The organism is Micromonospora sp. WMMD734, from assembly GCF_049178975.1.
Taxonomy (GTDB): Bacteria; Actinomycetota; Actinomycetes; order Mycobacteriales; family Micromonosporaceae; genus Micromonospora; species Micromonospora wenchangensis.
Genome location: NZ_JBMHMK010000001.1, coordinates 5,917,045 through 5,937,756, shown reverse-complemented (window position 1 = coordinate 5,937,756; position 20,712 = coordinate 5,917,045). Strand labels below are relative to the sequence as shown.

The following is a 20,712-nucleotide window of genomic DNA, read 5'->3' as shown; positions in this document are numbered from 1 at the left end:
CTCCTAAAAGTAGGACTGCAGGCTCCCGCGTCGGCGAACGTCGACGGTTGCGCAGTGGAACGATCCGCCGAACGAATTGAAGTGACGGAAGTCGCACTTGACGGGCGTGAAGCCGTGCTTCTTGAGTACCGAGATCATCGGCTCGTCCTGCCGTTCGACCAGCACCCGGTTCTCGTCGAGTGACAGCAGGTTCATGTTGATCCATTTGCTGGTGAAGTACAGCGGGTGCGAGTCGGGCATGACGGGTTGGGGCGCCGGAATGATCTCCCAGTCCTTGAACAGCTCGGGCACCTGTGGCACCCGCTCCGGATTCACCAACAGCTTGCCGGGGGCCAGCGGCATCAGCGTCGCGTCGATGTGCATCGGGTGCGCGTCGGCGAATTCGAAGATGTGCAGGCGGTATTCCTCGCCGAGGTGCCGCGCCAGCCACTGCACACCGAACTCGTTGGTGACGTGGCTCTTCTGGCCGATGATGTCACGGCCACACCGGATGAAGTCCGCGGCGTCGAAGGTCGGCTCGAACTCGGTCACCACGAGCCGCTGCGGCTCGCCGGCACCGGGCTCGGCCCAGTCCAGGTCGTACTGCTCGTCCTTGAGCTCCGGTTTGGGGGCGGTGCTCCAGCGGGCACCGTTCCTGAAGTATTCCTTGATCAGTGGCCGGTAGGCGAGTGTCTCGTAGTAGCGCGACCGCCACGCCGTCGGACACTCGATGATCTGATCACCCAACACCAGCAGCACGTCTCGGGGCATCGCCGCGTACATGCCGGTGCTCGTCCAGTCCAGGGTCGTGTAACCGCGTCGTTGGGGCAGGGGCTCCGGGCGGCGGACGGTCACCCCCTCCGCCTCCAGGAGGCGGGCCAGCCCGTCCAACTCACGGCGCGCGGCTTCCACCAGTTCCAGGGGGAACGGCCGGCCGGCCCGATCGCGGAAGGTGCCGTGATGTTGTGCGGGCAGCACCGCCGAGAGCGTGAGGTGCCACGGGGGGAAGGTGGCGTCGTCGACGATGCCGACGATCACCTCCTCCAGTGGGTCCCACTCGTTGTGGGACATCACCGGGTTCGCCGGCTCGCACGAACGGGAGGCCCCGGGATACGGGACGGGTGACGGTTCGATCTTCAAGGGGGGCTCCTCCATCGGCCTCACACGGCCGGGTCGCCGTTACTGCGTCGGCCTGCGGACGGTGCGGTACGGCGCGAAGGTCTGCCGGTCGCCGGACCACGCGTGCCGGGGCGCCACCTCGTCCAGCCGCTCCAGATCGGAGCGGGAGAGGTTGATCGTGGCGGCCCGGACGTTCTCTCCGAGACGGCTGCGACGGGTCGTCCCCGGAATCGGCACGACGTCATCGCCCTGCGCCAGCAGCCAACTCAACGCCAACTGGGCGGGGGTCACCTGCAGCTCTGCGGCGAGCTGCCGCATCCGGTCGAGAATGGCCCGGTTCCGGGCCAGGTGCTCGCCGTGCAGTCGTGGGTCGAGATGCCGGTCGTCGTCGGCGGTCAGCCGCTCCGTACCCAGGTCCGCGCCGGTCAGGAAGCCCCGGCCGAGCGGGCTGTACGGCACCAGACCGACACCCAGACGCCGGGCCGCCGGAACCACGTCGTCCTCCGGGTCGCGCCACCACATCGACCATTCGAACTGCACAGCCGTGATCGGATGTACGGCGAAGGCCCGCGTCAGCTCCTCAGGACCGGTCTCGGACACCCCCAGATAGCGAACCTTGCCGGCGGTGACCAGCTCGGCCATCGCGCCGATGGTCTCCTCGATCGGCACCTGCGGGTCGATCCGATGCATGTAGTACAGGTCGATATGGTCGACGTTCAAGCGCGACAACGAGGCGTCGCAGTATTTCGGAATGTCCTCCGGCCGGCAGGAAACCCGCGCCGGGCCGCCCGGCACGTCCCGGACGATGCCGAACTTGGTCGCCAGCACCACCTCGTCGCGCCGCCCCGCCAGAGCGCGTCCGACCAGGCGCTCGTTTCCACCTGCCCCGTAGCTCATCGAGGTGTCGATCAACGTGACGCCGAGGTCGACGGCACGTTGGATCGTGGCAATGCTCTCCTGCTCGTCGGCCGGCCCGTAGTCCTGCGACATACCCATGCAGCCGAGGCCGACGGGAAAGGTCGACAGACCCTGACGACCGAGCGACCGTGCTGCGTTGCCGACCCTGGTCTCCATGCGCGCCTCCGGACGAGGTAGAGATGCGGCCGGTGAGCCAGCCGCGCAGCGTTCGATCGCCTGTCTCGATGCTGCACCAGAGACCTGACGTCGAGTCGACAGCGCTGCGATGCGCCGGCCACCGCCGGGACGCTGATCAGTGATGCGACGCAGGCCCGCACGCGGGTTCGGTACGGCCGTTGTAGCGCCTACGGGGTGAGGGCCGCCCGGGTACGGGATCGCCCCCGCGGCACAATGCCTGCACTTCCGAGGGATTGGAGATCCGATGCCAGGGGTGGAGAGTGGAGGGACCCGGGAGGGCTACGTCGTCGTCAACGGCGTCCGCACGTACTACGAGGAGCGCGGCAGCGGCGAGCCGCTGCTGTTCCTGCACGGCGGGCTGTGCACCGCGGAGATGTGCCAGCCGCAGACCGTGGCGCTGGCCGCGCAGTACCGCGTGCTGGTGCCGGAGCGCCGCGGGCACGGCCGTACGCCGGACGTGCCAGGCCCGTTGTCGTACGAGATGATGGCTCGCGACACGACAGCGTTCATGGATGCGCTCGGCATCTCCACCGCGCACCTGGTGGGCTGGAGCGACGGCGCCCTGGTCGGGCTCCTGGTCGCCATGGGTGAGCCCGAGCGGGTCCGCCGCCTGGTGTTCATGGGACAGGCGCTGAACCTCGATGGCCTGCGGCCCGGCACGGTGGAATACATGTCCGGTCTGACCGCGAGGGCGATACCCGCCTACACCGAGGCGTACGAGAGGTTGTCGCCCGACGGTCCCGGTCACTTCGCCGTGGTGCTCGACAAGCTGAAGCGGCTGTGGTGCGCCCCGACCGGGGTGACCCTGGATCGGCTCGCCGGCGTGCGGTCACCAACCCTGATCCTGATCGGCGACAACGACATCGTCGACGTGGCGCACGCCGCGGCGATGTACCAGGCGCTGCCGGAGGGCCGGTTGGGGGTGGTGCCCAACGGCTCCCATCACCTGCCGATGGAAAGACCGGACGTAGTGAACCAGTTCATGCTCGCCTTCCTTTCCGAGGACGAGCCCGCACCGGTCACGCCGCCGCGAGTTCGGCAGCGTACGCATGCATCAGACGGTGCAGTGCGTACCGTCGGGGACGGTACTCCTTGATGAGTTGCCCACGGGTCAGCTCGCCGAGGTGCTGGCGGATCCGGTCGACCGGGCCGCCGACGAGGGCGGCCGCGTCGGCCAGGCCGATCTCCGGCTCGCGACGGGTGCCCAGGGCCCGGAACAGGCCGGCGGTCGCCCCGTCCAGCGCGAGGTACGACCAGGAGAACACCCGACGCAGATCGGTCGCGGCGTCGCCGTGCCGGAGCGCGTCGAGCACACGTTCCGTCCGAAGGTCCTCGACCAGGTAGGCAAGGGGCAGGTCGGCGTTGGTGGCGGCTCGGGCAGCCACGATGGCCAGGGCTAGCGGTAGCCGGGCACACAGCTCGATCAACTCGTTCGCCGCATCGGGCTCCACGGCCAGCCGGTCGGCGCGGAGCCGGCTGCGCAGCAGGGCCCGCGCCTCCCCCACGCTCATCAGATCGACCAGCAACGGCGTCGCCGCCTCGATCACCGCCATGCCGGGCAGGGAATCCCGGCTGGTGACCACTATGAAGCAGTCGGCAGAGCCGGGCAGGAGCGGGCGGACCTGCTCCGCGTCGCGGGCGTTGTCGAGCACGACGAGCATCCGCCTGCGCGCCAACAGGCTGCGGAACGCCACCGTACGCTCGGCCAGCGTCGGCGGCACCGGCGCTCGGCTGTCCAAGGACCTGATGAAGCTCTCCAGTACATGGCTGGACTGGGCCGGGGTGGCATCCGGTCCGAATCCGCCCAGATTCGCGTAGAGCTGCCCGTCGGGGAACCGGCGGGCCACCTGGTGTGCCCAGTGCACTGCCAGGGTGGTCTTTCCGACGCCCGCTGTGCCCGAGATCAACGCGATCGGTGTCCCCGTGGTCTGGTGACATGCCGCCTCCAGCATCGCGTCGAGTTGAGCCAGAGCCGACGCCCGGCCGACAAAGCCGAACGAGTCGGGTGGCAGTTGGGTGGGTACGGTCAGGGTGGTGTCGTCGGCACGATCCGTCACCTCTATCGGCGACGGCGGATCGGCGGGCGCGTCCTCGCCCGGAGTGTGGCCGCTCAGGATCGCCTGGTACACCTTTTGGATATCGGGTGCCGGGTCGACGCCCAACTCACCGGCGAGTCGTTCGCGCAGGCCGGAATAGACGCCGAGAGCGGCGGCCGGTTGGCCGGTGGCGGCCAGCGCGACCATGAGCCGCGCGTGCGCTGGCTCGTGCAGCGCATTGGCCTCGACCATCCGGTACAGCAGGGGCAACGCCTGCTCGTGCTGGTTGATCGCGGCGGCCGTGTCGGCGTAGTCGAGGATCGCCGCATGCAGCTGGCGCACCAGGGCAGCGACCGGCGGCTCAAGGTGTAGGACGGGCAGATCGGCCAGCGGGTCTCCGCGCCACATGGCCATCGCCCGCTGGTATGCCTTGAGGGCGGACTCCAACTGGCCGTCGTACCGATCGCAACGGGCCCGTTCGAGCTCGCTCTCGAAGACAAGGTGGTCGATCTGGTTGTCCTCCACCGAGAGCAGATAGCCGCCGCGGTTGGCGAGCAGCACACCGCTGCCGCTCCCCGGAGAGCGGCTGGACCGCAGCTTACGCCGCAGTCGCGAAACCTGGGACCGCAACAGGTCCACGGCCGTTGGCGGCGGGGTGGCGCCCCAGATCAGTTCCACCAGCGATTCGACGCTCACCACCGTGTTGGGTCTGGCCGCCAGCGCGCCCAGCAGGATCCGTTGCGGCTCCGAGCCGAGGTCCACCGGCACCCGGTCCACCTCGACGGTCAGCGGCCCGAGCACCCTGATGAGCAGGTGGTGGGCGAGCAACGGATCGCCCTGACCCAGCCGCATCAACTCGTGCGCTTCCGCCGGGGACTGGCACAGCACGGCCACGATCCGACGCAGCGTGCTGGCGCGTGGCTGGGTGACCCGATCCTGCTCCAGGTCACGCAGGGCCCCGAGGCTGATCCTCGCCTCCGCCGCCAACTCCTCCTGAGTCCGGCCGACCCGGCGTCGCAGTGCCCGGACCCGCTGCCCGACCGAGTCCGGCGAACCCGCGGCACGCCGTTGGGTGGCGCTCATCGGCCGATACCCCGCCGAGCCCCGACACCCTTTATCGGCGATTCAGATTCGGAATAACCAGATTTGCCCGAATAATGGCGAAATGCGCTCAGCATATTGCTACCCCCGTGCTCTGCTGATTCGGTTGCAGACATTACAGTTGATCTATGCTTATGTCAATGAGAGGAAGCTCCTACCACTCCGACGATGGCCGGCGGCATAACCTTCTGCACGGTGTAAACTCGGACTGGTCCGGTGGGCGTTAGGAGACTCCCCACCGACCTAAAGGGATGTCTCGAAATCCCAACCTCGATCATTCATCGCTGAGGTCGGCGCTTTCGGCCCTGCGTTGTTGATCGCTGTTGTTCGATGCGGTTAGGTCGAGGGCGTGCCTGCGGGCCGCCTGTCGTGGCGGTGGGCGTGATCCCCTTGTGGTCCTCCGGTTGTCGGGACAGGGCTGAGCTGGTCGGCCGGGGACGGGAAGCGCCGCGATCCGACCACCACCCGCGGCGCCCCGCCCCGGTGGAGACCGACCACGGATCCACCTCGACAGGCTGCCGGCCGGCCGACAAGGCGTACCCGTCCGAGGCCCACGGCCGCCGACCTCCTCAACACCGTCCTGGCCGGCTGACCACCGACCCGGTTCCACGCACGCCTTCACCCTGACCTTCAGGCACCAGCGGATCGCTTTCCCGTACGGCACCGGCAGTGAGTCCGTAAGTCGCCCGTACCGATGCGCCACCGATCGCCATGAGCAGTGTTTTCAGTCGTCCGTTCGGAGCCGCTCGTGTCCCTTCCCGGTCAACTTTCCGGGCGTGGGGGTCTCCATGATGGGAACGGGGCCACGGATCCGCAGGGGAGGAACGGTGGGGCAGGGGCGCGACATCGACCAGCCGATGACATGGCGACTGCCAATCCACCTCCAAGCGTTATGGCGGCAGCTTCGGCTGTTTCCGCAATCCCCGGCGGAACACCTGTTCCGCGGCTACGTGCTGTCTGGTCCGCTCGATATCGAACGGTTGCGTGATGCAGTTGGGTGCGTCGTCCGACGGCACGCGATACTGCGCACCACCTTTCGTGAGCACGACGACGGTACACCGGTCGCCATAGCCTGCGACGAAAGCGTCGTCGACTTCGCCGTCATCAACGAAGCCGGCAGCCCCCGCAGCACGTGGCAGGAGATCCTCCGCCGGCACGCCCATCAGGCGACCTGGCAGCCGTTCAACCTCGACACCGAGCCACTTCTGCGGACCCGGGTGGTACGGCTGGGCACCGACCGACACGGTCTACTGCTGATCATGCACGGGTTGGTGGCCGACGAACGGTCCGTGGACATCATCTGTAGGGAGACCTCGACCTTCTACCGAGCGGGGACGAAGCGCGACGTGGCCACGCTCCTGCCACCACCGGTGCAATACGCCGCCGTGACGCTCCACCCGGGCACTGCTGCCGTCCCCCCGCGCCCGGCCGCACCCCACCAGGGGCAGCCTTGGCCGGCCGGCACACCGGAGCCGGTCCGGCTGCTCGCCGACCATCGACGGCGGGACATTCCCGACGCGGCCGGTCGGCGACGTAGGTTCAGCGTCGCGCATGGCACCCTGACACGGTTGACCGCTGCGGCCGGTCCGGGGATCGAGCCCGGGGCGGCCCGGCCCGAAGACCACGACGCGGTGCTGCTGGCCGTGGTCTGCATCCTTCTGAGCCGGCTCAACGGGCAGCGCGACATTCTGCTCGGATACCTGGTGGACGGCCGCAACCAGGCCGGCGACGCCCCGTTGATCGGTCGACTGGCCGGACCGGTACCGGTCCGGCTGGACCTGTCCGGCGTCAGACGTCTCGCCGACGCCGTCGACCTGGCCGCCGACGTGCTGGCCTCTCGGTCCACCTCCGCCGGTGTGGCCGCCGGCTCACTCTCGGGCGCAGCGTCGGAGACCTGGCCGATTCTTCCGGTGACGGTAGACATCGCGGCGGAGCGGCCCCACCCGATCCGGCTTCCCGGAATCACGGTACGGCCGCTGGATCTCGACGATGTCATCGCCCGGTCCGAGCTAGCCCTGACGCTACGCCGAGGGTCACACGGGGTGTCCGGCACGATCGACTATCAGGCGGCCCGCTTCAGCGACGCCACCGTCGCCCGATGGTCGGGACACCTGAAGACGCTGATCGCCAAGCTCACGGACGATCCACGCCGACCGCTGGACGAAATGTCGATCCTGTCCGCAGCGGAACATCGTCGGCAGATCACGGAGTGGACAGCGACGGCACGGGAGCACCCCGTGCAGACCGTCCCGGAACTCGTCGCCCTCCGGACAGCCACCTGCCCGGATGCGATCGCCGTGATCGACGGGCGGGAGGCGATGACCTACGCGCAGCTCGCTGAGCGCGCCCGCCGGCTCGCCGGGCGCCTTCGTACGGTGGGGGTGGGTCCGGACGTGCCGGTGGCGGTATGTCTGCCGCGCACTGCGAACCTGGTTGTGGCGCTGCTGGCCGTCCTTCAGGCCGGCGGAGCATACGTGCCGGTGGACACCGGCTATCCCGTCGTGCGGCAGGAACAGATCCTGACCGACAGCGGGGCCCGCGCCGTGATAACCACAGTCGAGCTTGATGACCACCTGCCGCACCCGGCCGACCGGGTGGTGTTACACGTCGACCGGGACGCGTCTGCCGACGAATCGCCGACCGTAGGTGATCCCGGTCCGCATCCCGATCCGGCCAACCTCGCCTACATCCTGTACACCTCCGGATCGACCGGGCGGCCCAAGGGTGTCGCGGTGCCCCACGCCGGGCTCAGCAACCTGGTGGCATGGCACGTCGGGCGCTACGGGCTGACGGCAGGTGACCACACCACACAGGTGGCCGCAGTGGGGTTCGACGCGTCGGTGTGGGAGATCTGGCCCACGTTGACGGCCGGCGCAACCCTGCACATTGCCGACGACGAGCACCGGCTGCGGCCGGACCTGCTGCTCAATTGGCTGGCGCGGCAGCGGATCACCGTCAGTTTCCTGCCGACGCCGCTGGCCGATAAGGTCCTGCGGTTGCCGCCGCCCTCCGGTCTGGCGCTACGCGCGCTTCTCGTCGGGGGAGACGTGTTGCGCGGGAGACCTCGCCCCGACTGCGGATACACGGTGGTCAACCACTACGGTCCGACCGAAGCCAGCGTTGTCACGACAATGGCCGTTGTCTCGCCGGCAAGCGCCGGTACGTCGCCCGACCGCCCCCCTCCGATCGGGCGTCCGATCGACAACCTGCGAACCTACGTGCTCGACGACAACCTACTTCCGGCCCCCGTCGGGGTTCCGGGTGAACTGCACATCGCCGGTGCCGGACTGGCCCGCGGCTATCTCGGGCGGCCCGGCCACACGGCCGAGCGGTTCGTCCCCGACCCCTTCTCCCCGGTGCCGGGCGGACGTCTCTACCGCACGGGCGATCGGGTCCGGTACACGCCCACCGGGGACATCGAGTTCCTGGGCCGGCTGGACCACCAGATCAAGCTCCGGGGGCACCGGATCGAGGCTGCGGAGGTGGAGGTCGCGCTCCGTGCGCACCCGGGCATCGAGGACGCGGTGGTGACACCGTACGAGGACGAGCAGGGCCAGACCCGCCTCGTCGGCTACATCACCGGACCGGGCGCGGCCGGGCTCGCGACCGATACGTTGCGCGAGCATCTCGCCAGCCGTCTACCCGACTACATGATTCCCTCCACCTTCGTCCCGCTGGACCAATTGCCGAACACGGCGCATGGCAAGATCGACCGGCATTCGCTGCCCCCCGTCCGGACGACCACCCGGACGGTCAGGCAGCATCCCCGAGACGCCGTCGAGGCGGTGATCGCCGCCACCTGGACCCAGGTCCTGGGCCAATCTGGCGACATCGATGTCCATGACGACTTCGTCGCTCTCGGTGGTCACTCGTTACTCGCCGGGCAGGTGGTCTCCCGGGTCAACGCGATGTTCGGTGTCGACCTTTCCATCCGGGCCCTGTTCGACGCGTCGACGGTGGAGACCTTCGCGACGGTGGTGCGGCAGACCGGTGGAGCCGACCGGGTCACCGACGTCGCCCGGCTCATTCAACAGATCGACCAACTCTCCGACCACGACGTGGCGAGACTGCTCGTCGAGGTCGGAGAGGACAGCGGCGACGCGAATCCGATCCACCACGACGGCAGGGCATGAGGGACGGCACCCGGGACACCCTGATTCGGCGGTGAGACCACAGCAGTGTCCCGGTCGCTGTCCGGCGGGCATCAGCGGCTCGCTCCATACCGCGCACACGGATGCCGCCGTGCACGCCGAGCTGTGGTGCCGACTCAGTGCGGTCCGGACACCACATTGACCACCCGGGGTGGGCGGACGATGACATTCGCGACGGCAGCCCCCTGCAGCACGTGCCGGACCTTCTGCGAAGCCAGCGCAAGGCTGCGCAGCGCATCCGCGGAAACATCCACCGGTACGTCAATTCGATCCCGCAACTTGCCGTCCACCTGGACGATGCAGGTGATGGTTTCCGTCGCGACCAGATCCGGATCCGCCTCCGGCCAGCCGGCCCAGCAGACTGAGGGTTGCCGGCCAAGCCGCTCCCACGCCTCCTCGGCCGTGAACGGTGCAAAGCAGGAGAGCATGCGCGTCAGGGACTCGGTTCCCTCCCGCACCGCCGGGTCGGCCGGTCCGCATCCCCGATCGACAGCCCGCCGTAGCACCGAGGTGAGTTCCATCAAGCGGGCGATTGCCACGTTGAGCCGCTTGCTCTCCATCATCGCGGTCGCGTCGTTGATCAGGCGGTGGACTGCCTGACGTACATCCCTGTCACCCTGAGCTGGATCGGCATCGATGGTAGCCGGATCAATCTCGCCAGCCAGCCGCCACACCCGGGTCAGCCACTTCACGGCGCCGGTTGGTGACACGTCCGCCCAGTCGATGTCCTCCTCAGGGGGGCCAGCGAAGACCATTGTCACCCGGACCGCGTCCGGGCCATACTGCGCGATCTGATCCTGAAGGTTGACCAGATTGCCGAGGCTCTTGCTCATCGCCTTACCGTTCATGATTACCTGGCCCTGGTTGGTGAGCCTTACGAACGGTTCGACGAAGGGCAGATGCCCCAGGTCGTGAAGAACCTTGGTGAGAAAACGGGCGTACATCAGATGGCCGGTGGCGTGTTCCTTGCCGCCGATGTACTCGTGCACCGGCAACCAGCGTTGGATGCCGGCCGGGTCGAAGGGCCCGTCCTGGTAGTGCGGGTTGGGATAGCGCAGGAAGTACCACGACGAGTCGACGAAAGTGTCCATCGTGTCGGTGTCGCGATGCGCGGGCTGGCCGCAACTGGGGCACGCGACCTCGACCCAGTCCTTCGCGCTGGCCAACGGCGACTGCCCGGTATCGGACCGCAACTGGTAACCGGACTCTGGCAACCGGACCGGCAACTCTTCGTCCGGCACCGCCACCTCGCCGCAATTTTCGCAGTGGACGATGGGAATGGGCGTCCCCCAGTATCGCTGCCGCGACAGCAGCCAGTCGCGCAGCCGGTAGGTCACGGCTGGTTCGCCGAAGCCCCGCTCGGCGAGTTCACGTACGATCGCCGCCGCTGCGACGTCGGATGACATGCCGTCGAAATGGCGGGAACGGACGAGCGTGCCGCCGCCGGAGGTCGCCGCCCCGGTCTCGGCTGGTTCGGGCTGCCCGGTGTCCACGACCACGCGCACCGGAAGTCCCAACGCCCGGGCGAAATCGAGATCGCGCTGGTCGTGTGCCGGCACTGCCATGACCGCCCCGGTGCCGTAGCTGGCGAGCACATAGTCCGCGGCGTAGATCGGAATCTGTTCCTCGTTGGCCGGATTGATAGCGTAGCGGCCGAGGAAGACCCCCGTCTTGGGTCGGTCGGTGGCGAGCCGGTCAGCCTCCGAGGTCGTCCGCAGCCCGGCCCGGTACGCCTCGAACTCCGCTCGTCGCTGCGGCGCGCACAACTCGTCGGCGAGCGGCGAATCGGCCGCCACGACGAAGAACGTAACTCCAAAGATCGTGTCCGGGCGGGTCGTGAAGACCCGCACCGGCTCGTCACGTCCAACGATGGCGAAGTCGATGTGGGCGCCTTCGGACCGCCCGATCCAGTTCCGCTGCATCGCCAGCACGTCCGCCGGCCAGGTTTCCTTCAGCTCACTCATATCGTCGAGCAGGCGCTGCGCGTACGCGGTCGTGCGGAAAAACCACTGTGTCAGGTCACGCGTCTCAACCTGGCTGCCGCACCGCTCGCAACAACCGGCAACGACCTGTTCGTTGGCCAACACGGTCCGGTCCACCGGGCACCAGTTGACCGGGGCGGAACGGCGGTAGGCCAGACCACGCTCGAACATACGCAGGAACAACCACTGGTTCCACCGGTAGTACTCGGGGTCAGACGTGTGAAAGCGAGTGCGCCAGTCGAACGATACGCCCAGCTTACGAAATGACTCCGCTTGGACCTCAATATTGCGATACGTCCAGTCGCGCGGGTCGAGATTCCTTTTGAATGCCGCGTTTTCGGCGGGGAGACCAAACGAGTCCCAGCCGATGGGATGCAACACGTTCATCCCTCGCATGCGAAGGAACCGAGCGATGCCGTCACTGATCGAGTACACCTCGGCGTGGCCCATGTGAAGATCGCCCGATGGGTACGGGAACATGCTCACCACATAGGAGCGGGGCCGATCGTCGGGGAGCCCTTCCGCCTCGAAGACGCGCTGATCAGCCCAAACCTTCTGCCACCTATCAACGGAAGCATGGGGGTTATAGCTCTCCTCCACGTGCGCTGACTCCTCACGGCTCAATGGGTACGCGGATCGGCAACGGCTCGCCCCATGCCACTGTAGGTCAGTATCTCGGCGGGCTGACGAGCAGGGTCAATGAGTCATTCTCATCGTGCGTGGCGGTCGGCTTCGACGTGGTGCAGGACGAGGACGGCCTGCATGATCGCGGTCGCTCGGTGTGGGCAGCAGCGTAGCTTGACCAGGATTGGACGGAACTGCCACTGTGGTGCACCGACCACGGTGTCGACGTCCAGACGTTCGGTGCGGATGTCGGCGAGCCGGTCGGCGCGGCGGCCCGCCGACGATGACGGTGTTACCCCGTTGCCGCAGTCGTACGGCGAGGCCGAGTCCGATGCCGGAGGTGGCGCCGGCGATGAAGAGTGTTGCCGCTGATTTCATCTACCCGGGCCGTTCAGTGGCCGATGGAATAGAGGTTGATGAGGTTGCCGTCGGGGTCGCGCAAGAGCATCGACCGGTTGCCCCACGGCTGGGTGGTGGGTTCCTGAACCCAGTCGGTGACCTGCTCGCTCAGGCGGGCGCGTTCGGCATCGACGTCGTCGACCTCGAATTCGAGGATCGCGGACCGGTTGGCGGCGGCCTCGGCCGCTCCGTTGTTGTAACGCTTGACCGCGGTGCCGTCGGCCAGCGCGACGATGCCGCCCTCGGTGTGCAGTTCGGCATAGTCGGGCCCGAAGGGCGTCACCGGCTCGGTGTTCGTCAGCGCGGCGTAGAAAGCGACCAGGGCGGGCAGGTCGTCGGTAACGAGACGGACCGAGGCGAACTTCATGGCGTTCTCCCGACTATCTTCGGTGAGCCGGACCATCCAGCCCTCAGAAACGCTACGCTACCGTAGCGTACTGTTTCCGGTCATGAAAGATGGGGAGATCACAAGGTGGCCCGATCCGGGGACTCCGTCGACGTCCGCGTCCAGCGATCCAAGGCGGCAGTGCTCGCCCAGACGTACGAGCTGCTGACGTCCGGCGGCATCGGCGGCGTCAGCATCGACGAGGTGTCACGACGTTCCGGCGTGGCCAAAACCACGATCTACCGCCACTGGCCGTCGCGTGCCGCGCTGCTGGTTGAGGCCTGCTCGACGATCGGGTCGACCTCAGCGGTTCCCGACACCGGCAGCTTCGACGGCGATCTCACCGCTTTGACCGAGGAACTGGCCGAGCAGCTGCGAAGTGCGCGCTGGGCGACGGTTCTTCCCTCTATCGTGGATGTTGCCGAGCGGGATCCCGAGTTGGCCGGGCTCCATGCGGATCTGCATGCCCGGTTGCTGGCTCCGTTCGGTGTGGTGACCGAACGCGCGCGCGCTCGGGGTGAGCTCGCTGCGGACCGTGGACCGGCTGACGTCACCGCCGCCGTCGCCGGCCCGCTGTTCTACCGTCGCTGGTTCTCCCGCGAGCCACTCGACGCGGTGTTCGTCGCGCGCGTCGTCGAGGATGCCCTCGGCCTTCTCGGCGTTCAGCCTCGCCCGGCATAAGGGGCGGGTACCGAAGGCCCTCATCGACGGCTCTCGTGGGGGTTTCGCGAGGTCGGGGCGGTTTCGCCGGTGCCCTTCCGCCCCAGGGGCGGCCGTGGCCGGGCGAGCGCGGTGCGAACGGCCCCGACGCCAGCGCGTCGGGGCCGTCCGTCGGTTTCTCAGCGCAGGCGGTCGTCGATGCTCTGCTGGAAGATGGCGAGCAGACCCTCCGCCAGGCCCAGGGTGTGCACCTCGTTGGCACCGTAGCGGAGGTTCTCCTGGACGTCCTCGGCCACCGCGAAGTCCTCCCCGCCGAACACCACGTCGTTGGTGAAGGCGAAGCGCTTGGCCAGCGCCGCCTGTCCCTCCTCGCCCGGGAAGTCGGCGGCCCGGTACATCATTTCGTGGGTCCAGATGGTCCGGTCCGGTGCCTCCGGCCAGAAGATGTTGATCGAGACGTAGTCCGGGTGCATGATGAAGAAGGTGTTCGGGAAGAGCACGTAGTACACCGAGGCGTATTCGAGGATCCGCCACGAGTCGGGCTCGGTCGTCAGGGCTTCCTCGATATTCGACCGGGCGGCGCACATGCGGATGTGCGGACCGTCCTCAAAATAGGAGAGCACGCCCTTCCGGAATGCCTTCGACAGGGTGCTGCGGTGCAGATACGGGACGTGGTAACCCTCAAGATAGGTCTTGATCAGCAGTTTCCAGTTCGCATTCTTCACCACCTTGGTCTTCCGATACCGGACGAGTTGGTCGACCTCGAATTCCACCAGGTCGTCCAGCATCCGGCCCAGGTACGCCCGCAGGTCGAGGTTGCCCGCCGGGTCCGGGTGCACCCAGATCAGGCCGCCCGCCTCGGTGACCGGCAACTCCTTCAGGCCGTACTGGTCGGGGTCGATGCCGGGGAAGTCCTCCTGCCGGCTGATCGAGCGTAGCGAGCCGTCGAGGTCGTACACCCAGTTGTGGAACGGGCAGACGAACGCCTTGAGTTGCTTCTCGTCCCCCTTCACCAGTCGGGCGCCCCGGTGTCGGCACTGGTTGAGGAAGGCGCGCAGCCGGCCCTGCCGATCGCGGGTCACCACGTAGGGGATCCGGTTCCAGTCGCTCAACAGGTAGGAACCCGGTTCGGCGACGTTCGAGACGTGCCCGGCCACCAGAGGGTAGTCGCGGAAGACGCCAGCCAGTTCGCGGTCGAGGATGTCGGCGTCCGTGTAGTTGCTCACCGGCACCTCGACGACCCGGCCGAGCATTTCCTGATCGCGGCCCTGTTCGCGCAGCGCGAAAAGGCCCTTCATAATTTCTACCTGTTCCTGGTGATTCATCAGACACGTTCCTTAGATCCGGGGCCCGCCGCCGGTGGGCGGCGGGTCGATGTGCCCTGTTAGAATCCAATCGGGAGTCGTCAGCACACTTTTCACCGATTATCGCTGGTGAGCGCACCCTGTCAATGTGGCCGGTGTCCGGAGGAACGATGGATCTCGAGCAGTTCGCGCACAGCGTGTTCGACGCGCAGCCGTTCAGTCAGTACCTCGGCGCGCGGCTCACCGGGGTCGGTCAGACCAGCGCGGAGTTGTCGGTGACCATCACCGACCAGCTCAAGCAGCAGCACGGGTACGTGCACGGCGGCGTGCTCAGCTACCTGGCCGACAACTCGATCACCTTCGCCGGTGGGCTGGCACTGGGCGGCAACGCGCTGACCTCCGAATTCAAGATCAACTATTTGAAGCCAGCCACGGGTGCGGTCCTGGTCGGCCGCGCGGTGGCCAAGGGCGTCGGCAAGCGGCAGGCCGTCTGCCAGTGCGAGATCTACTCGGTGCAGGACGACCAGGAGACCCTCTGCGCGATCGCCCAGGGCACGGTGGTCTCCGCCCGGTCGTAGTTCTCGACTGACGGTTCCGGAGACCAACGACCGCGGCGGCCCAACAGCTCGGGGCTTGGTCATCTGCGCCAGCGCCGGCGGCCGGCTGCTCGGCGTCGTTCCTGAAACGATCCCTCATCGCCGGCTTGGCCGTCCGCTTGGTCCTGTCCTTGATCAATGCGTGGTGCTACGCCCCGACCCCAGGACGGCACGATGTCAAGATCGCGGATGCCATGCCTGCGGGCACCGCAGCGGCACCGCCGGGCTGCGGCCTCGATGGTTGCGGCACGGGGGTGGCATCCTGTGGGTCGTGAGGCCTAAATGCTCCCTGTACGTGGACGTCGGTTACCTGCTCAGCGCCGCAGCGGTCCGGGTGACGGGGACGTCGCTGCGGAACGGGATTCAGGTCGACTACGAGTCACTGATCGACGCGCTCGTCCAGCAGTCCGAGGCGCTGTCGGAGCTGCCGATGTTGCGCGTGCACTGGTACGACTCCGCGAGAGACGGTGTACCCGACGGCTCGCAGCAGTTCATCGGTGAACTGCCCAACGTCAAGCTGCGGCTCGGCCGGTTCGGCGTGGACGGCCAGCAGAAGGGCGTCGACCTGCGCATTGGGCTCGACCTGGTGATGCACGCACGCAACGGGGTTGCGGACGTCTTCGTCCTCGTCTCGGGCGACGATGATCTGACCGAGGCCGTGGAGGAGGCCCAGGTACACGGGGTACAGGTCATCCTGCTCGCCGTCCCCAACGGGCAGGACCGGCCCCATGGCATCAGCCGGCATCTGATCCGGGCGGCCGACGGGCTCAAGATCATATTCCCGGACGCCATCGGCACCGCCGTGACGAAGATGGAGACACCCTCGGCGGTGCCGTCACCGATGGCGGTGTCGCTGGGCGGGCACCAGCGCGCCAAGGCCCCGTTGACGGACTTCACCGCACAGGACGGCTCACCAGCACCCCACCTGTCGTCCGCGCCCGCCGCCAGCGGGACCCTGGATGTCAGGACGGGCACGACGAATCACGAGGATCCTCCTGACCTCGCCGAACAGATCGGCTCGGTCGTCACCAACGTCCTGACGACTTTCCGCAGTTCCGCCACGCCGGAGGCCCTGGCGGAACTCACCGCCGGCAAACCATCGATCCCACGCGACATCGACAAAGCCCTACTGACCGACCTGTCGGAACGGCTCGGTGAAGTCGATCTGAGTGAAGCCGTGCGACACCAGCTTCGGACACGGTTTTGGGAGCAGTATGACCATGCCTGGTAGCGGTTGTTAGATTCTGAGGCGTTTGTTGCGGTGCAAGGGTTTCACGGGTTGGTGGCAGGTGAGGCAGGTGCCGGTCCAGGTCCCGCGGAGCGTCCGGTAAACCGGGGAACCTCACCACCTGGCGACGACAGACCAGATGCCTGGCTCACAGCCTCGATCAATTGCCTCCCTGCCGATCTGACGTCGTGTGGTCTTCGGCGTCAGGCCACTGCGGTCGCGGCGATCCGCTCGGAGAATTCGACGAGACGGTTGGAGAATGCCCACTCGTTGTCGTACCAGCCACACACCTTGACCTGGTTGCCGACGACCGCCGTCAGCGGCGCGTCGAAGATGGACGAGCAGGGGTTGCCGACGATGTCCGCCGAAACCAGCGGCGCCTCGGAGTACTGAAGGTAGTGCCGTAGCCGCGGGGAGTTGGCCGCCTCGCGGAACGCCGCGTTGACCTCCTCGACATCGGCACTCCGACGGAGGACCACGGTGAGATCGGTGACTGAGCCCGCCGGAATGGGGACGCGTAGAGCGGCCCCGGTGAGACGCCCGTCGAGTTCCGGGATGACCTTTCCGATAGCCTTCGCCGCACCCGACGACGTGGGAACGATCGACAGGGCTGCTGCGCGGGCCCGGCGAAGATCGGAGTGCGGGCCATCGTGGAGCCGCTGGTCGCTAGTGTAGGCGTGGACCGTCGTCATCAGCCCTGATTCGATGCCGAACGAGTCGTTGAGCACCTTCGCCAACGGCGCAAGCGAGTTCGTGGTGCACGAACCGTTGGAGAAGACGTCGTGGCCTTCCGGATCGAGCCTGTCGTCGTTCACCCCGAGCACGATCGTGGGAACGTCCCCCTTGGCCGGGGCCGAGATGATGACCTTCCTCGCGCCCCCTTTGAGGTGGGCTGCCGCAGCGGAGCCGTCGGTGAAGTGGCCGGTGGACTCGACGACGACGTCGGCACCCACCTCGCCCCAGGGGATGGCGGCCGGATCGGACTGTGCGAAAACCCTGATGCGCGTGCCTTGAACAACTATCGCGTCGCCGTCGAAGGCGACATCGTCGAGGTGGCCGGAAACCGAGTCCCACTCGAGCAGTGCAGCCAGCGTACGGGCGTCGGTGAGGTCGTTGACCGCGACCACCTCGACGTCGGCGTTGTTCGCCAGGGCAGCGCGCAGATAGCTACGCCCGATCCGTCCGAACCCGTTGATGCCGATGCGTACCGTCATGGCTTCAGTTCCTCTCTTGGTTGAGCACGGAAGGCGACGCGGCCCGGAGCAGGTCGATGGCACCGGCGCGGGCGTCGTCGAACGGGCCCGGATCCTGCTGGGCGATAGCGAGCACGTACCCGCCCTGCAGGACGGCCATCAGGGTGTGGGCGAGTTGCTCGGGGTTGAGGTCGTCCCGCAGTTCGCGGGCGGCGATCGCTTCCCGCAGCACGCCGACCAGGTTGGCGTGTGCCTGAGCGAACGCGCGCGACACCGGGGCAAGTAGCACCGGGTCCTCCCGGACCTGCGGATCCTGGGTCATCCGGCCGACCTTGCAGCCCTTGAGGACGTCGCGTGGGCGCATCAGGTACGCCTCGATCCGGGCCATCGGGTCGCCCGGGCCGTCGAGTTCGGACCCCGCCGGCACCAGGTCGTCGACGTTACGCTCAAGCGCGGCGAGCGCTAGGTCCCGCTTGGTCGGGAAGTGGTGGTACATGCTGCCCTGGCCGACGCCCGACCGTTCGCGCACGTCGCGCGGGCTGGTGTCGGAGTAGCCGCGCTCCCACATGAGTTCACTCATCGTGTCGACCAGGAGCTTTCTCGAACCCACCGGACCAGTGTACCTACTAGTAGGTACACATGCTCCGGAACGGCCCGACGGAGTCGTCGTCGCTGACCAGCCAGGGCGGTCAGGCCCATGCGGTTGCGCCAGCCGGGGGTCCGCGCGTCCCTACACGCCAACCGGACAGCACCCGGAGTCAGGCGAGGAACTCTTCGATGATCTTGAGGAGCTCTGCCGGCCTCTCCATGGCTGCGGCGTGCCCGCAGTCCAGCTCTACGTACTCGCTACCTGCGATGGCGTCGCGGAACTCGCGGGCGTAGCGGACGGGCACGAGCTGGTCCTGCCGCATACCAACGACAAGCGTGGGGCACCTGATGTTGCGTACGTGCTCGCTGATGTCCAGCCTGTTGATCAGCTCCAGCAGGGCGACCAGGCCCTCCGACGGCATCAGGCCCGACCGTAGCCGCAGCCGCTCGCCGGGGCTCATCGAATCGATGAACGTGTCCGAGACGACGTGTAGGAGGGTGAACTCGGCGAAGGCATTCCCGTCAAGCTTGGCCAGACTCAGCCAGGTACGCATGAGCAGCCGCTGCCAGGGCTGGCGGAAGTGCTCGAACCCGCCCAGCAGGACCGCCCGGCGTACGAGATCCGGCCGTTTGCCGGCCAACGCGGCGGCGACGACGGCGCCCGTGGAGATTCCAAAGACGTCCGCCGGGCCTTCTGCACCGGCCTCGAGCGCCCCCGCCACCTGGTCGACCAGCATGTCGACGGTGAGCTCGTGCGGGGGGAGCGGGGTGAGGTTGCTGCCCGAGTAACCCGGCACGATCGTCCGACGGTGCCCGGTGAAGTGCTCCAGCAGGCTGGCGAAACTGGTTTCCGGGTGCCCGGTGCCACCGTGCACAAGGACGAGCTCCGGGCCCGGTCCCTCCCCGGCGACGTGGTAGCCAACCGGGATACCCGCGACGTCGACACTGCGTTGCGTCGTGATGCTCAACATGCGCTTTCCTCTCGTTGTCTACTTCGCGGCGGTGGCGACTGCCCCGGGTTCGGCGGCGGCCTCCCATCGCGGCCGGGACAGCGCCCACGTGAGCAGCGCGGCCAGCCCCGCGAAGCCCGCTGCGGCTGGCAACAAGGTGGCGGCGCCGGTGGTGGAGATCAGACCCGCGCCGATGACGCCGGACAGGAACTGGCCGAGATAGCCGGTCGAGGTGTTGAGCGAGGTGACCAACGGTGCCCCGCCGGGCGGCGCGAACGCGATGATGCGGTACTGCTGTGGCCCGATGACCGAGTAAGACACGACGCCGCTGAGCGCCTCGGCGACCACCACGAGGAGGAACTGGTCTCGGACCGCGAGCATCAGCAGGCACACCACAGCGATGCCCACGGTGGCACCGATGACGACCTGGCGCGGGCCGTACCGGTCGGCCAGCCACCCCGCCGTGAGGTTGCCGGCCGTCGCGGCGACGCCGAACACCAGTAGCAGCAGGGCGAGCCGGGATTCGTGGCCGTCGAGGGCCGGCGCGAAGACGGCGCTCATGTAGGTGAAGGGCAGGAAGACCCCGATGAACGCGAGCAGTGTAACGACCAGGATCCGCAGCACCCGCCCGTCGGTCAGCGGCGTGAGGCGCTGTCGCAGGGACGCGCTCCGGTCGGGCTCGATCGCCGGAACCAGGAAGCTGAGTACGACCGCGACGACTGCGGCGACCCCGGCGACGAACCAGATCGCCCGCTGCCAGCCCCACGCCCCACCGATGAGCGTGCCCAGCGGCGCACCGAGCACCAGCGACAGGGTGGCCCCGGCGGTCACCATCGAGATCGCTCGACCGCGGCGTTCCTCGCCGGCGAGGAACGCCGCGGTCGCCACGGCACTCGCCACGAAAAGCGCCGCACCGCATCCGGCGAGCACACGTGACGCGAGGACCAGCCAGTACGCGTGCGCCGAGGCGGTCACGGCGTTGCCGACGGCGAGCAGCGCGATCCCGGTCACCAGGGTCCGGCGACGCGGCCAGCGCCCGGTCAGTACGGCGAGGACCGGGCCCAGAAGCGCGTACGCGATGGCGAAGGCGCTCACCATCTGGCCGGCCGCCGCAATGCTGATCCCCAGCGTTTGGTGGATTTCCGGCAAGAGGCCGACGATGATGAATCCATCGGTTCCGACGACGAACGTGCCGAGCGTCAGAACCAGCATGCGCGCCTGCCAGGGCAGGCCACCGGATCTATTTCCAGACTTGGTCATCTCACTACCATATTCAGCGAAGTAACGTCATTTTCTGAGATTCGGGGTCGCGCCGTTTCGAG

The 20,712-nt window shown here is 67.7% G+C and carries 15 protein-coding genes and 1 pseudogene; 5 read left to right on the top strand and 11 right to left on the bottom strand.

Annotation, left to right across the window (positions count from 1 at the left end; all coding sequences use genetic code 11):
• Window positions 1-3: 3 nt before the first annotated feature.
• The gene (locus ACN267_RS25835; RefSeq protein WP_421489843.1) at window positions 4-1,119 is read right to left on the bottom strand and encodes an amidinotransferase; all 1,116 of its coding nucleotides are present in this window, start codon (window positions 1,117-1,119) and stop codon (window positions 4-6) included.
• A 39-nt stretch (window positions 1,120-1,158) separates the two neighbouring features.
• The gene (locus tag ACN267_RS25830) at window positions 1,159-2,172 is read right to left on the bottom strand and encodes an aldo/keto reductase (RefSeq protein ID WP_204961856.1); all 1,014 of its coding nucleotides are present in this window, start codon (window positions 2,170-2,172) and stop codon (window positions 1,159-1,161) included.
• A gap of 265 nt (window positions 2,173-2,437) precedes the next feature.
• On the opposite strand from ACN267_RS25830, the gene ACN267_RS25825 reads away from it, so the two are divergent.
• On the top strand, window positions 2,438-3,289 hold the full coding sequence (locus tag ACN267_RS25825; RefSeq protein ID WP_204961857.1) for an alpha/beta fold hydrolase: 852 nt from the start codon (window positions 2,438-2,440) through the stop codon (window positions 3,287-3,289).
• Here the strand turns inward: ACN267_RS25825 and ACN267_RS25820 are convergent.
• Window positions 3,213-5,312, bottom strand: coding sequence for a BTAD domain-containing putative transcriptional regulator (locus tag ACN267_RS25820; protein WP_204961858.1), 2,100 nt, complete (start codon window positions 5,310-5,312; stop codon window positions 3,213-3,215). The two genes, ACN267_RS25825 and ACN267_RS25820, sit on opposite strands and share 77 nt — an antisense overlap.
• A gap of 845 nt (window positions 5,313-6,157) precedes the next feature.
• Between ACN267_RS25820 and ACN267_RS25815 the strand changes: the two genes are divergently transcribed.
• On the top strand, window positions 6,158-9,463 hold the full coding sequence (locus tag ACN267_RS25815; RefSeq protein WP_421489842.1) for a non-ribosomal peptide synthetase: 3,306 nt from the start codon (window positions 6,158-6,160) through the stop codon (window positions 9,461-9,463).
• 134 nt (window positions 9,464-9,597) lie between these two features.
• Here ACN267_RS25815 and leuS read toward each other — a convergent pair whose 3' ends face one another.
• From leuS to ACN267_RS25800, 3 genes and pseudogenes are all read right to left on the bottom strand, one after another.
• Window positions 9,598-12,063, bottom strand: a complete 2,466-nt coding sequence (gene leuS / locus ACN267_RS25810) for a leucine--tRNA ligase (protein ID WP_421489841.1) — start codon at window positions 12,061-12,063, stop codon at window positions 9,598-9,600.
• 110 nt (window positions 12,064-12,173) lie between these two features.
• A pseudogene (locus tag ACN267_RS25805) lies at window positions 12,174-12,272 on the bottom strand (IS5/IS1182 family transposase); the annotation flags it as partial.
• Window positions 12,273-12,478: 206 nt separating this feature from the next.
• Complete coding sequence (locus ACN267_RS25800; protein WP_204961861.1) at window positions 12,479-12,853, bottom strand: VOC family protein; 375 nt, start codon at window positions 12,851-12,853, stop codon at window positions 12,479-12,481.
• Between the two features lie 105 nt (window positions 12,854-12,958).
• On the opposite strand from ACN267_RS25800, the gene ACN267_RS25795 reads away from it, so the two are divergent.
• Window positions 12,959-13,552 carry a TetR/AcrR family transcriptional regulator gene (locus ACN267_RS25795; protein WP_421489840.1) on the top strand — a complete coding sequence of 198 codons (594 nt, stop codon included), beginning with the start codon at window positions 12,959-12,961 and terminating at the stop codon, window positions 13,550-13,552.
• A 158-nt stretch (window positions 13,553-13,710) separates the two neighbouring features.
• On the opposite strand, the gene ACN267_RS25790 is transcribed toward ACN267_RS25795, so the two are convergent.
• Window positions 13,711-14,856 (bottom strand): aromatic ring-hydroxylating oxygenase subunit alpha, encoded by a 1,146-nt coding sequence (locus ACN267_RS25790; RefSeq protein WP_421489839.1) that lies wholly within the window; start codon window positions 14,854-14,856, stop codon window positions 13,711-13,713.
• Window positions 14,857-15,005: 149 nt separating this feature from the next.
• On the opposite strand from ACN267_RS25790, the gene ACN267_RS25785 reads away from it, so the two are divergent.
• Both ACN267_RS25785 and ACN267_RS25780 read left to right on the top strand, forming a co-directional pair.
• Complete coding sequence (locus ACN267_RS25785) at window positions 15,006-15,413, top strand: PaaI family thioesterase (RefSeq protein WP_204961864.1); 408 nt, start codon at window positions 15,006-15,008, stop codon at window positions 15,411-15,413.
• Window positions 15,414-15,726: 313 nt separating this feature from the next.
• Window positions 15,727-16,662 (top strand): NYN domain-containing protein, encoded by a 936-nt coding sequence (locus ACN267_RS25780; protein WP_421489838.1) that lies wholly within the window; start codon window positions 15,727-15,729, stop codon window positions 16,660-16,662.
• A 200-nt stretch (window positions 16,663-16,862) separates the two neighbouring features.
• Here ACN267_RS25780 and gap read toward each other — a convergent pair whose 3' ends face one another.
• From gap to ACN267_RS25760, 4 genes are all read right to left on the bottom strand, one after another.
• Window positions 16,863-17,873 (bottom strand): type I glyceraldehyde-3-phosphate dehydrogenase, encoded by a 1,011-nt coding sequence (gene gap / locus ACN267_RS25775; protein ID WP_421489837.1) that lies wholly within the window; start codon window positions 17,871-17,873, stop codon window positions 16,863-16,865.
• Window positions 17,874-17,877: 4 nt separating this feature from the next.
• Window positions 17,878-18,462 (bottom strand): TetR/AcrR family transcriptional regulator, encoded by a 585-nt coding sequence (locus tag ACN267_RS25770; protein WP_421489836.1) that lies wholly within the window; start codon window positions 18,460-18,462, stop codon window positions 17,878-17,880.
• 148 nt (window positions 18,463-18,610) lie between these two features.
• Window positions 18,611-19,411, bottom strand: a complete 801-nt coding sequence (locus ACN267_RS25765; RefSeq protein WP_421489835.1) for an alpha/beta fold hydrolase — start codon at window positions 19,409-19,411, stop codon at window positions 18,611-18,613.
• Window positions 19,412-19,429: 18 nt separating this feature from the next.
• On the bottom strand, window positions 19,430-20,650 hold the full coding sequence (locus tag ACN267_RS25760) for an MFS transporter (protein WP_421489834.1): 1,221 nt from the start codon (window positions 20,648-20,650) through the stop codon (window positions 19,430-19,432).
• Window positions 20,651-20,712: the final 62 nt, after the last annotated feature.

Coding starts and splice junctions, on each gene's coding strand:
- ACN267_RS25830 (WP_204961856.1), bottom strand. CDS start 2,172: ATGGAGACCAGGGTCGGCAACGCAGCACGGTCGCTCGGTCGTCAGGGT.
- ACN267_RS25825 (WP_204961857.1), top strand. CDS start 2,438: ATGCCAGGGGTGGAGAGTGGAGGGACCCGGGAGGGCTACGTCGTCGTC.
- ACN267_RS25820 (WP_204961858.1), bottom strand. CDS start 5,312: ATGAGCGCCACCCAACGGCGTGCCGCGGGTTCGCCGGACTCGGTCGGG.
- ACN267_RS25800 (WP_204961861.1), bottom strand. CDS start 12,853: ATGAAGTTCGCCTCGGTCCGTCTCGTTACCGACGACCTGCCCGCCCTG.
- ACN267_RS25790 (WP_421489839.1), bottom strand. CDS start 14,856: ATGAATCACCAGGAACAGGTAGAAATTATGAAGGGCCTTTTCGCGCTG.
- ACN267_RS25785 (WP_204961864.1), top strand. CDS start 15,006: ATGGATCTCGAGCAGTTCGCGCACAGCGTGTTCGACGCGCAGCCGTTC.
- gap (WP_421489837.1), bottom strand. CDS start 17,873: ATGACGGTACGCATCGGCATCAACGGGTTCGGACGGATCGGGCGTAGC.
- ACN267_RS25765 (WP_421489835.1), bottom strand. CDS start 19,411: ATGTTGAGCATCACGACGCAACGCAGTGTCGACGTCGCGGGTATCCCG.
- ACN267_RS25760 (WP_421489834.1), bottom strand. CDS start 20,650: ATGACCAAGTCTGGAAATAGATCCGGTGGCCTGCCCTGGCAGGCGCGC.